At 67.3% G+C, this 11,967-nt stretch carries 11 protein-coding genes and 1 pseudogene; 4 read left to right on the forward strand and 8 right to left on the reverse strand.

The genetic code is table 11. The features are described 5' to 3' along the window. Window positions 1–81: 81 nt before the first annotated feature. Window positions 82–948 (forward strand): transporter, encoded by an 867-nt coding sequence (locus ACFSCV_RS05940; RefSeq protein ID WP_378797941.1) that lies wholly within the window; start codon window positions 82–84, stop codon window positions 946–948. A gap of 66 nt (window positions 949–1,014) precedes the next feature. Here the strand turns inward: ACFSCV_RS05940 and ACFSCV_RS05945 are convergent, their stop codons facing one another. Continuing rightward, window positions 1,015–1,923: a helix-turn-helix domain-containing protein gene (locus ACFSCV_RS05945; protein ID WP_378797942.1), complete on the reverse strand. Its 909-nt coding sequence runs from the start codon at window positions 1,921–1,923 to the stop codon at window positions 1,015–1,017. A gap of 198 nt (window positions 1,924–2,121) precedes the next feature. On the opposite strand from ACFSCV_RS05945, the gene ACFSCV_RS05950 reads away from it, so the two are divergent. The 3 genes from ACFSCV_RS05950 (at window position 2,122) to ACFSCV_RS05960 (ending at window position 5,967) form a co-directional block, all read left to right on the forward strand. Further along, window positions 2,122–4,248 (forward strand): molybdopterin-containing oxidoreductase family protein, encoded by a 2,127-nt coding sequence (locus tag ACFSCV_RS05950; protein WP_378797944.1) that lies wholly within the window; start codon window positions 2,122–2,124, stop codon window positions 4,246–4,248. 82 nt (window positions 4,249–4,330) lie between these two features. Continuing rightward, the gene (locus tag ACFSCV_RS05955) at window positions 4,331–4,636 is read left to right on the forward strand and encodes a ferredoxin family protein (protein WP_378797946.1); all 306 of its coding nucleotides are present in this window, start codon (window positions 4,331–4,333) and stop codon (window positions 4,634–4,636) included. Then, window positions 4,633–5,967, forward strand: coding sequence for an FAD-dependent oxidoreductase (locus ACFSCV_RS05960; RefSeq protein WP_378797948.1), 1,335 nt, complete (start codon window positions 4,633–4,635; stop codon window positions 5,965–5,967). Before ACFSCV_RS05955 ends, ACFSCV_RS05960 begins: the two co-directional genes overlap by 4 nt. A 328-nt stretch (window positions 5,968–6,295) precedes the next feature. Here the strand turns inward: ACFSCV_RS05960 and ACFSCV_RS05965 are convergent, their stop codons facing one another. From ACFSCV_RS05965 to ACFSCV_RS05995, 7 genes and pseudogenes are all read right to left on the reverse strand, one after another. Next, a complete protein-coding gene (locus ACFSCV_RS05965; protein ID WP_378798074.1) occupies window positions 6,296–6,910 on the reverse strand; it encodes a FecR family protein in 615 nt (204 codons plus the stop codon). A gap of 174 nt (window positions 6,911–7,084) precedes the next feature. Continuing rightward, a pseudogene (locus ACFSCV_RS05970) lies at window positions 7,085–7,273 on the reverse strand (FecR/PupR family sigma factor regulator); the annotation flags it as partial. Window positions 7,274–7,305: 32 nt separating this feature from the next. Further along, window positions 7,306–7,857, reverse strand: a complete 552-nt coding sequence (locus ACFSCV_RS05975) for an RNA polymerase sigma factor (RefSeq protein ID WP_378797950.1) — start codon at window positions 7,855–7,857, stop codon at window positions 7,306–7,308. 324 nt (window positions 7,858–8,181) lie between these two features. Beyond that, complete coding sequence (locus tag ACFSCV_RS05980) at window positions 8,182–9,168, reverse strand: FecCD family ABC transporter permease (protein ID WP_378797952.1); 987 nt, start codon at window positions 9,166–9,168, stop codon at window positions 8,182–8,184. Continuing rightward, window positions 9,165–10,193 (reverse strand): FecCD family ABC transporter permease, encoded by a 1,029-nt coding sequence (locus tag ACFSCV_RS05985; protein WP_378797954.1) that lies wholly within the window; start codon window positions 10,191–10,193, stop codon window positions 9,165–9,167. The genes ACFSCV_RS05980 and ACFSCV_RS05985 overlap by 4 nt, the downstream gene beginning before the upstream one ends. Beyond that, the gene (locus ACFSCV_RS05990; protein ID WP_378797956.1) at window positions 10,190–11,113 is read right to left on the reverse strand and encodes an iron-siderophore ABC transporter substrate-binding protein; all 924 of its coding nucleotides are present in this window, start codon (window positions 11,111–11,113) and stop codon (window positions 10,190–10,192) included. Before ACFSCV_RS05990 ends, ACFSCV_RS05985 begins: the two co-directional genes overlap by 4 nt. Continuing rightward, window positions 11,113–11,967 (reverse strand): TonB-dependent receptor (locus ACFSCV_RS05995; protein WP_378797958.1); only part of this gene is annotated, 855 nt, incomplete at its 5' end. The genes ACFSCV_RS05995 and ACFSCV_RS05990, both read right to left, overlap by 1 nt.

Below are 11,967 nucleotides of genomic sequence, written 5' to 3' on the forward strand. Positions count from 1 at the left end.
AGAATTACTTACAGTTTACATGATTGTAGACGGATGCGCTGGGGGTTTGGAAAAATGCGGTCAAAGTGCGTGACTCTTACGATGGCGGGCCTGGCTTTGACCTGCCTCGGCGGCGCCTCGCAGGCGCTGGAGGTGAACGCAGGGGATTATGAGCAATTCCCTGTCGGGGCGACGATAGGAATTCTCTACTATCAGTATGGCAAGACGTCCGACAGTTACGCTGATGGCCATAAAGTGTCAGGCGACGCAAAGCTCGATTCAAATGTCTCCATCTTTCGTGCGCTTCATGTCTTCGAGATCGCGCCGCGTCTGACGGTCGACCCGCAGTTTCTCCTGCCCGTCGGCAAGCTGTCGACGAGCGGCGCGCTTGATCCGCTGGGATCGCCCGGCGGCATCGGCGATCTGATCTTGGCGACGGCCTTCAAGTACAAGCTGAACAACGCGACCGAAGACGTCATCGCCTTCACGCCCTATCTCATCGCGCCGACGGGACAATACGATTCCGATCGGGGCCTCAATCTCGGCGCCAACCGCTGGCAGACCGTCCTGCAGGGTGCCTACGTCAAGCATTTCGATCCGAAGTGGTCGATGGACTTCGTCGCGGACGTCTCGTTCTTCTCGGACAACACGTCCGCGAACGTCGGCGGCGTCAAAGGCCGCCTGGAGCAGGATCCGCAGTTCGAGCTGCTCAGCTATGTCCGCTACAAGGTCGACCCGACGCTCGAACTCGCGGCCGGCCTCGGCCACAGGTTCGGCGGCAAGCAGACCTTCGAAGACGTTTCGGTGGCCAATTCGAAGACCGAGACGACCTATGGCCGGCTCTCCGTCTCCTACTTCTTCCAGCCGACCTGGCAGATCCATGCGATGGCGGGACGCGACCTGTCCGTGAAGAACGGCCTGAAGCAGGACGCCTTCCTGCAGCTGCGCATCGCCAAGATCTTCCCCTGACGCCGCGGGCGGAGCGTTTCGGCGAGGCCGAGCGCTCCGCCTCGATCGAGGGCGCGGGGACGCGCTTTACGCCGGCCGGCGGTTCGCGCGGCCGTCGATCCGATACTGGAAGGGCGTCGTGCCCGTCGCGTTGCGGAACGCGCGCGTGAAGTTCGCCTGCGAGGAGAAGCCCGCGGCGAAGGCGATCTCGGAGATCGCGCAATCGTCCGCCAGCAGGCGCTCTTTGGCGCGCTGAAGGCGTCGGGCGCTCACATGCGCGTGCGGGGTCTCGCCCGTCGCCGCCCGGAAACACCTCGCGAAATGAGCCACGCTCATGCAGGCCACGGAGGCGAGGTCGGCCACGGTGAAGTCGCCGTCGATCTCAGCCTCGATGAACTCCATGACGCGCGCCAGCCGTCGGGGGTCGAGGGGCCGGTCCTGCGCGCTCGCCGCGTCGGGACGAAGCGTGGCGGACGAGTAGGCGTGAACGAGATGCGCGGCCAGCGCGACGCCGAGCGCTTCGACGAAAAGGCGGCCGCCGGCGCTTTCCACCGACAGCTCGCGCATGATGTGCGCCGCGACGGTCTCGATGAAGGCGTCCCGGGCGACGGTCTGGTAGCGCACTTCGACCCGATCCGGATCGATGTCGTGCTCGCGGAGCAGCGTCTCCCCGAACGGCCTTGCAGGCAGAAAGATGTGCAGGCAGTCGTCCATCGGCTCGATTATTTCGACGTAATCTTCCCGGATCCCCGCCGGGCACAGCCAGACCGTGCCCTGCCGGCCATGGGTGTGCTGCCGTTGCCCGCCGCCCTCGCGATCCACCACCGTGCGGCCGCTCAGCTGCACGGCGATCTCGGTGTCGCGCGGCACGAGCGAGGGCAGTTCGCCTGCCGGATGGCTCCAGCGCTCCGCGAGAAGGCCCGACCAGCGCCGCGCGTTCGAGGTCTCGATCATGGACCCGTTGACATATTTGTCGACTGAATGCCCGAGCACCATCCGCAGCTCCCTGCATCCTGGATCGGCGACGCGTGACGGCGTCGCTGGTTCGGGTCGGAGCAAAATTCGAGCCACTTTGGAGTGAGTTCAAATTTAGCAGGATGCGAACATCCCACGTCGCTTCAGGATAAAGCCGTCCGCCCACATCCGCGCCAAGCTCACTGAATGAGCAACGTGCATGAGCGAGGGATTGGCGAAATGGCGCGCAGCGTGGTCATCGGGGCATGCCCCCACGATTGTCCGGACACCTGCTCCATCCTGACGACCGTCGAGGACGGCAAGGCGATCGCGGTCCGCGGCAATCCCGACCATCCCTTCACGCGCGGGCGGCTCTGCGTGAAGGTCAACAACTACCAGGACAGGGTCTACAGCGAAGAACGCGTGCTCTACCCGATGAAGCGGGTCGGGCCGAAGGGCTCAGGCCAGTTCGCCCGTATCTCGTGGGACGACGCGCTCGCGGAGATCGCCGCCCGCTGGAAGGACATCCTCGCCTCCGACGGCGCGCAGGCGATCCTGCCCTACAGCTATCTCGGCACGCAGGGCATCATCAACGGGCTGAACGTCGGCGATCCGCTGTTCAACAAGCTCGGCGCGACGGTGTGCGAGCGCACCTTCTGCGACAGCGCCTCCTGCACCGCCTACATGATGACCATCGGTCATACGCCGGGCGTAGACCCGGAAAGCTTCGTGCATTCGAAGTACATCGTGCTGTGGGCCTGCAACACGCTCAGCACGAATTCGCACCACTGGCCCTTCATCGAACAGGCGCGGAAGAACGGGGCCAAGCTCGTCGTCATCGATCCGGTGCGCACCCGCACCGCCCGGCTCGCCGACTGGCACATACCGATCCGCCCCGGCACCGATGGCGCGCTTGCGCTCGCGCTCATCAACGTGCTCATTTCCGAGGACCTGATCGACCGCGACTACATCGAGAAGCATACGATCGGCTTCGAGGAGCTCGCCGAGCGGGCTGCGGCTTACACGCCGGAGTTCGCCTCGGCGGAGACCGGAATTCCGGTCGAGGACATCCTGAAGCTCGCCCGCGAATACGCCACTACGCCGCCGGCGGTCGTGCGCATCGGCGTAGCGGTCGAGCGCCATGCGGGCGGCGGCCAGACGGTGCGGGCGGTCGCCTGCCTGCCGGCGCTGATCGGCGCCTGGCGGCACGTCGGCGGCGGCCTGCTGCAGCTCCCGATCTGGGCGTTCCCGGTCAACTGGGGCGGCCTGATGCGCCCCGATCTCCAGCCGCCGTCGATGCGGGTCATGAACTCATGGCGGCTCGGCGCGGCGCTCACGGGCGAGCTCGGCTTCGATCCGCCGATCCGCTCACTGTTTGTCTACAACGCCAATCCCATGTCGATGGTGACGGAGCAGGCCAAGCTCGAGGAGGGGCTCGCGCGCGAGGATCTGTTCACTGTGGTCAGCGAACACTTCGTCACCGACACCGCGCGTTACGCCGACATCCTTCTGCCCGCTACGACCCAGCTCGAACAGAAGGACATCATGTTCTCCTGGGGGCACCTTTACCTCTCCTACAACAACCCCGCGATCGAGCCGCTCGGCGAGGCCGTGCCGAACACCGAGCTGTTCCGCAGGCTCGCGAAGGCGCTCGGGATCGACGACCCGTTCTTCTATCGCTCCGACGACGAGATGATCGAGCAGTCGATGGATTGGGCGAGCCCGGCGCTCGAAGGCGTGACGCTCGAGGCGCTTAAGGAGAAGGGCTATCTCCGGCTGAACATGCCGAAGGCGGACGACTGGGCACCGCATCGCGACGGAAACTTCCCGACGCCGTCGGGCAAGTGCGAATTCCGCTCCAGCCTCTCGGAGGGCGGCAACTTCGTCGTTCCGCTGTTCCGTCAAGGGTTTGGCGGCGATCAATCCGGCGAGCCCGTCGATCCGCTGCCGCACTACATCGCGCCGAACGAAAGCGCGCGGACCGCGCCGGATCTCGCCGCGCGTTACCCGCTCAGCCTCATCTCGCCGAAGAGCCACGCCTTCCTGAACTCGAACTACGGCAACCTGCCGGCCCAGACCGCGCAGGCCGGCGAGCAACAGGCGGTGCTGCTCCATCCGGAGGACGCCGCCGCCCGCGGGATCGTCGCAGGCGCGCCGATCCGCGTGTTCAACGAGCGCGGCGCGTTCGAGGCCTTCGCCACGCTCTCGCCCGACGTCATGCGGGGCCTCGTGGTGGCGCCCTCCGGCTACTGGCAGCGGTCGAACCGCAAGGGCGCGACGGTGCATGCGCTGACGCCGCCGGCCTACGCCGATCTCGGTCGCGCGCCGACCTTCTCCGACATGCTGGTCGAGGTCGCCTCGGCCTAACCTGGGCCGCGGCGGAACAGGGGCGGCCGGGACTTCCGCGCCGCCCTTTCGGCGCGCCGCCCGCAATCAAGGACATTGAACGATGGCTTACGTCGTCACCGATCTGTGCCGGGGCTGCCGGTACACGGAATGCGTCACCGTCTGTCCCGTCGAGTGCTTCCATCTCGACGAGGCCATGACCTACATCGACCCGGAGAACTGCATCGATTGCGGCGGCTGCGTCCCGGTCTGCCCGGTCGGCGCGATCCAGGCCGACTACATGCTGCCTGCGGACAAGAAGGACTGGATCGGCATAAACCGGGCCCGCGCGGCCGAGACGCCGGTCATCGTCGCCCGCCTGGAGCCGCTTCCGACCGCCGAGGAGCGCCGTCGGGAGATCGCCGGATGAGCGCGCCGGTCGATCCCATGGCCTCTTCGTCCGACAGGCCGTTTCGCGTCGCGGTGCTGGGCGGCGGTCCGAGCGGCTTCTATGCGGCGGAAGCGCTGTTGCGGTCGGACCTCCCGGTCGCCGTCGATATGTTTGAACGGCTGCCGACGCCGTTCGGCCTCGTGCGTTTCGGGGTGGCGCCGGACCATCCCAAGCTGAAGCAGGTCTGCGCGGTCTTCGACCGGATCGCGCGCATGCCCGGCTTCCGCTTCTTCGGCGGGATCGAGATCGGCGTCGACGTCTCCCTCGAGAGCCTGCGCACGGCTTACGACGCCGTCATTCTGGCGACGGGCGCCTCAGTGGACCGCCGCCTGGGGACGCCCGGCGAGGATTTGCCGGGCAGCCACACCGCCGGCGAGTTTGTCGGCTGGTACAACGGCCATCCCGATTTCAGCCACCTGTCCTTCGACCTCTCGGCCGAGCGGGCCGTCATCGTGGGCCATGGCAACGTGGCGCTCGACGTCGCGCGCATCCTTCTCAAGACGGTCGACGAACTGCGCGCGACCGACATCGCCGAACATGCGCTGGACGCGCTGGCCCGAAGCCGGATCCGTGAGGTCCAGATCGTAGGGCGGCGCGGACCGGCGGAGACGCGGTTCTCGCCCAAGGAGCTCCACGAGTTCCAGGACATCGCGGAGTGCTCCGCTAGCCTCGACGCCTCCGACCTTCAACCCGACAGCTTCACCGTTGCCGCCGACGCGGGCCCGGACGTCCGCGCGGCGATCGGCCTGCTCGAAAACTTCGGCCGGGAGTCCGAGAGCAAATCGCGACGGTGCGTGTTCCGGTTCCATCTAGACCCCGTGCGGATCGAGGGCGACGGCCGCGTCGAACGCGTCTCGTTCGCGCGCACGCTTCCCGCCGGCGGACGCGTGGAGATCGACTGCGGCCTGCTGTTCGCGAGCATCGGCCGCCGGGCGGCGCCCCTGGTGGGAGCGCCCTACGACGAGGCGCGCGGGACCCACGCCAACGTCGGCGGGCGGATCGTCTCGGCGGGCTCCGTCGGGCCGGGCCTCTACGCATGCGGATGGAGCAAGCGCGGACCACAGGGCACGATCGGAACGAACAGGGCGTGCAGCGCGGACACGGTCGCGGCCGTGATCGCCGATCTGCGAGGCCGCGGCGCCCCTCCGGCGGTGGAGACCGACGATCTTCTGGCGCGCGTGGCGACCGGATGTCTCGACTACGAGGCGTGGCGGCGGATCGACGCCGCCGAAATCGAGCGTGGCCGCGTCCGCGGCAAGCCGCGGGAGAAGTTCGTCACGGTGGCGGACATGGTGTCCGCCTCCGCATAATCCGTTGCGATCCACCTCTGTCCATTTTCGTTGATATATGAGGCGATGTACGTGGGTCATTCGTCCGGCCGGGTCCATCGACACCCATTACAAGCCGACCTACGATGTGGGGGCGGCGCGATCTCCGACGACAAATATGAATCCGAAGGGCAAATTGCTCGCGGGGGAACGAGCTGAGGCGCGAATCTCTGCAGAATACAATCATCGCGGCCATAGTCTGAGCGATGATCGCCCCGTGTCACGATCTTCTTCGTCCTGCATCCGCAGGGCGCTCGGCGGATCCTATCCCGGCGCGCCTGCGCCTGCGATCGGGACATGAACCAATCGGTCAGATCAGAACGCTGATCGGTCCGATCGTCACGATCCTGATCCCGAGCGCCTTCGCCACAAACGACAGCGCCGCGTCCTTGTCCGACATGTGGATGACGCCGGTCACCCTTCGCGCCTCCAGCGATGGGCGTCCAATCAGGACGCGGCCCGAAAATCTGCGGTTCAGTTCCTCGATGACGAATGACAGCGGCCGGTTCTCGACGACCAGGCGCCCGTTTCTCCAGGAAGCGGCGAGCTTGCCGCCTGCGCCCTTCGTCAGTTGACCCGCCGACGCCCGGTACGCGACCTGCTCGCCTTCTTCAAGACGGATGGCGGGACGGTCATGCGTGAACTCGACGAGAACAGAATGCTCGGTCACGGAGACGTCGGTCTCGGAACCTCCCAGCCGCACGTCGAAGGCAGTGCCGAGAGCCGTCACCCGAGCGTCCCCGGCCTCGACCGTGAACGGTCTGTCGGAATCCGGCTTCACTTCGAAATAGGCCTGGCCCCTAAGCAGGCGGATCGTCCGTCGACCCGGCGAATAGTCTTCGGCGACGGCCGACGAGGCGTTGAGCTGCAGCGTCGAACCGTCCGCCAGAGTGAAGATCGGCATTTCTCCCTTGCCCGAGATCATGTCGGCCTCGAGCCGGATCGGTCCATCCAAGGCGAAAAACAGCCCGCCGGCCGCGATCGCGACGATGAGGCCTGCGGCGATCCGTTTTCCCGCGCCGCCCGCTCTCGTCGGCGCGCTTCGAAGCGTCGGGTCGTCCGCAATCGCGGTTCGGGCGTCGCCCATGATGCGTTCCGCCGCCGCATAGGCCTCGTCGTTTTCGGGAGAGGCGGCGCGCCAAGCCTCGAACCGCGCCCGGTCCTCGTCCGTCAACGTTCCGTCCTGGTCACGCAGAAGCCAGTCCACGGCCTGCTCATGACGTTTTCGACGCGGGTCAGCCGTCCTCCTGTTCGTCAAAAAACGCTCCCCGGCCCTCGTGTCTCCCATCCCTGACGAATGAGCAGGCGTGTTCCGGACTCTTAGTCGAACTCCGCCAGCCTATCGAGACAGTGCGTGAAGGCGCGCCGCAGGTGGCGGTCGACCATGTTGCGGCTGAGCTTCAGCCGGTTCGCGATCTCGCCGGGCGTCAGCCCATGCATCCGATGCAGCACGAAGACCGCGCGGCGGCGAGGGGGCAATTCGGCGATCGCCCGCTTCAGCAGGGCGATACGGCGCTCGGCGTCAAACGCGTGATAGGGCGCTGCGGACTCAACCGGGACGGCGGCGGCCTCATCGTCGGTGCCCGAGAACAGCCGGCCCTCAAAGCGTTCGCGCCGTAACCGGTCGACGCCGAGATTGGCGGCGGCGCGGCGCAGGAAGGCTCCGAGCGAGCGTGTGTCCGCCAGCGCTTCCGGCCGCATGGCGAGCTTGACGTAAAGATCGTGGACGATGTCGAGCGCCGCCGAGCGGGGGCGGCCGCCCCCGCTCGCGGCCGCGACCATTTCCTCATAATGCGCCTCGATCGCGCGGTTCAGCAGGTCACGGCCGTCGCCGGCTCCAAACCCCGTCAGTGCGCCAGTACCGGTCGTCATCGTCGCGCGTCGTCCCGCAATCCGTCATTCGCTGCGCGAGTTCAAACGCCGGTCGGCAGCCCCCCGTCGGCCGACGGCCGCGCTCGCACCCGTCCGGCATCGTTGGCGCACCAAGAAAGTGATGCAATCTCAATGTTTTAGAATGCCTCCAACTCAGCCGCGCCGCCAGGGCTCGGCGTCTTTCTAGGAATGAGCGAAGCTCCTCATTTCGTTCGGATTGGCTACGGCGCCGACCCTCGCGGGGACCGCCTGCCGTCCGCACGATCTGCGCCGGCTTGTGGCGCCGCTACAACAAGCGGGCTGAGCGCTGGCCGGCTGACGACCTCATCCGAGCGACGCCCGGCGTCGCCACAGAATGAACGCGAAAGCCGGCGCGCCGATCACCGCCGTGAGGACGCCCGCCGAAATCTGCAGCGGCGCGAAGGCGACGCGGCCGATCAGGTCGGCGGTCATGACGATCACGGCGCCGATCAGGGCCGAGGCCGGAATGATCCTCGCGTGACGAGGCCCGACCAGCCGCCGCGCCGCATGGGGCGCGACCAGCCCGACGAAGGCGATCAGGCCCGACACAGCGACCGCGGCGCCCGAAACCAGCGTGCACAGGAGGATAACGAAGCCCTGGAAGCGCGTGACGTCCTGCCCGACGCTGCGCGCCGCCGTTTCGCCGAGCGAAGCAACGTCAAGCGCGCGAGAGGCGAGCCAGCAGAGAGGGAGCGCCGGTCCAAGCCAGAGGCTCAGCGCCGCGACCTGAGACCAGTTCGCCTCGTAGACGCTGCCCGACAGCCAGATGAAGGCGCGGTGCACGTCTCGGGCGTCGCCGAGGGCGGTCAGCAGGGTGATGCCGGCGCCGGAAAGAGAGCTCAGCCCTACGCCGACGAGGATGATGCGCAGCGATGTCGCGCCCGCGCGCCACGACAGTGCATAGATGGCCGCGGCCATGGCTGTCGCGCCGAGGAATCCGGCCCAAGGCGTGAGGAAGGGAGAGGAGGCCGGATAGGCCACGATCAGCACCGTGACGGCGAGCGCGGCGCCGGCGTTGACCCCAAGGGTTCCGGGCTCGGCCAGCGGGTTGCGCAAGATCGCTTGCGTGATCGCGCCAGCGACGCCGAGCGCCATGCCGACCAACGCCCCCAGCAGAACGCGTGGCAGGCGCAGATCAAGCACGATCATCGCGAGGTCGCGCGGGCTGGACGTCGGGTCTGTCAGGGTCCAGGCGATATCGGTCCATGCGACCGGCACGTCGCCCATCTTCAGCCCGGCGAGAGCCAGCAGCACGATGAGAAGACCGGCTCCGGCGACGATCCGCGTCATGGCGTGGGGCCAAGCCGACGGCGTGCGAGCATGATGAAGAAGGGCGCGCCGATCAGCGCCATGGTCGCGCCAGCCGGGAAGTTCTGGCCGAGCAGCGTCCTGCTTGCAGTGTCGGCGACCGTCAGCAGAAGCGCGCCTCCCAGCGCGGAGAACGGGATCACCCAACGCTGATCCTGTCCGATCGCCATGCGGACGATGTGCGGCGTCACCAGCCCCACGAAACCGATCGGCCCTACCAGCGCGACGGCTCCGCCGGCCAGCAGCACCACGATGACGACCGAGGCGCCGCGCCAGAACCGCACGTTCTGGCCAAGCGCGCGCGCGACATCCGTCCCCAGGCTAAGCGCCGTGAGGAACCGGCCAAGGAAGAGCGATGCGCCAAGCCCGGCGAGGATGAAGGGGGAGACATCCTCGATATGCGACATGGTCCGGCCTGCGAGCGACCCCGCGGTCCACATGCGCACCGTGTCCATCGTGCCCTTGTCGAGCACCAGCACAGCTGCGGTGAGCGAGCCGAGAAAGCCTGACAGCACCGCGCCTGCGAGCACGATCTTGAGCGGGGTCGCGCCCGTGCGGCCAATGGATCCGAGCCCGTAGGCGATTGCGGTCGCGGCGGCTGCGCCTGCGAAAGCCGGCCAGACGAAGGCCTCGCCCGTCGAGGCGCCCGCAATCGTGGTCGCGAGCACCACCGCGAAGGCGGCGCCCGCGTTGAGCCCGAGCAGTCCGGGCGAGGCGAGGGGATTGCCCGTGACCGCCTGCATGATCGCTCCCGCCACCGCGAGCGCGGAGCCTGCGAGCATGCCGGCGAAAAGGCGGGGCGCCCGGATGGTCCCGATGACGAGATGATCGCGCGAACCGTCGCCGGCGAATAGCGCGTCCAGCACCGTCCCGACGGGATAAAGCGTGGTCCCCGCCGACAGCGACCAGATCGCGACGGCGATGAGAATGACGCAAAGGGCGGCGAGCGCCGCCGGCCGCCGACTCCCCCGGTTCTTCCGGTGTTCTGGCTCCGCCGCGCCGCTCACGGCGCCTTCAGGACGTACCGCTCGATGTCGTCGAGGACGCGGTTGGCGGAATTGAGCCCGCTGAACTCCATCCAGGTCGCGGCGTCGACGCGGTGGACGCGCCCCGCCTTCACGGCGGGCAGCATGAGCCACAGCGGATTGGACACGACCTCTTCATGCCTGCCGTTCCGGTCGGAATCGTTGGAGCCCCCGACGATGTAGAGCAGCACGTCGCCGTCGAGCCCCGCCAGCTCCTCCCAGTCCGGACGCTTCACGCCGGGACCGCTTTCGGACGTCTCGTAGGCGGATCGCTTCACGCCGGCCTCCCGCATCACCGCGAAAGGGGCGTAAGCGCCAGGTTTGTCGAGATAGACCTGAAAGTCCCAGGGCGTGATGCGCACGGACGACACTTTCACGTCCGGCATCCGGGCGCGGATGTCCGCGACGCGCCGCTCGTAATCGGAGAAGACTCCTTTCGAGGCCTCTTCTCTGCCGGAGATCCTGGCCACCGCAAGATAGAACGTCTTCCAGTCGTCGGCGGTGATTAAGGCCGTGGGCGCAATCCGCGCCGCCATGTCGCGGACCTTGGCGCCCAGGAAGGCGCTGCCGATGATGAGGTCGGGCTTGAGCGCGATGATTCGCTCGATGCTCGGCTGCTCGAACGTGCCGATGTCGACGACGCCGGCCTGCTCGGCGCGCGCCCTCAGCGCCTTGTCGCTCATGCCCGACATGGAGGCCCCCACGACCGGAGCGCCGAGCTCGAGCGCCATGCCGAGGCTGAAGGTCGGCTCGAGCGCGACGATGCGCTTCGGTTCGGCAGGCAGGCAGAGCGGCGCGCCCATCACGTCCGCGCCCTCAAACAGCCGTCCCTCGCAGGCCAGCGCCTGTGAGGACAGCACGACGGCCAGGACAGCGGCCAGCGCGCCGCGCTTTGCGGTCATCAGAACCTCGCCGTGCCTCGCACGCCCACCACCCGGCCGTCGCCGATCGAGGCCGAAGTCCCGGTGGAGCCAATGCCGGTCAGGTACTGCTTGTCGAATAGGTTGCGCGCGAACAGAGCGACGGTCGCGTGCTTCATCTCGTAGCCGAGCGTGGCGTTGACCAGCGTGAACGACTTGACGTAGCGGCTGCGCGTGTTCGCCAGGTCTCCCGTGCTGAAGAAGCCGTCGGTGTAGGAACCGTCGGCGCCGACGAAGAAGCCGGAATGATGCTTCCAGTGAGCGCCCGCCGCCACCGTGACGGCCGGGGACTGGGGAAACTCGTTGCCCTTCAGGTCGCCGGCCGTGGTCAGCGCCTTGTCGAACTCCGTCTTGAGCAGGCCGATGTTGGTGAACAGCGTCAGTTCGTCGATCGGGCGCCAGCGCGCCTCGATCTCCGCGCCATAGGCGTGCGACTTGCCGCCGTTCTCGGTGATCGTCTGGCCCGGGAAGGCCGGGTTGAGGGACTCGATCTGCTGGTCCTTGTAGTCGTAATAGAACGCGTTGGCGTCGATCTGCAGGCGGTCGTCGAACCACTTCGAGCGGTACGCCAGCTCGTAGGACCACAGATATTCCGGGGCGATCTTGCGGAGCGCCGTCGTGCCGGCGACGACCTCCGAGAAGCCGGAACGGTAGCCCTTCGCCGCGGTCGCGGCGATCGTCTGGTTCTCGGCGAGGTCGTAGGCCAGACCGAACTTGGGGAGAAACACGATCTTGCTGACGGAGCTCCGCTCGTCGAGCGCGCCGTAGACCGGCACTGGACAGCCTGCGAAGAGGCAACCGAGGGTAGCGTCGAGATCGAGCGCCACGCCGTCGTT

The sequence above is a fragment of the Methylopila henanensis genome (assembly GCF_042681025.1).
Lineage (GTDB): Bacteria > Pseudomonadota > Alphaproteobacteria > Rhizobiales > Methylopilaceae > Methylopila > Methylopila henanensis.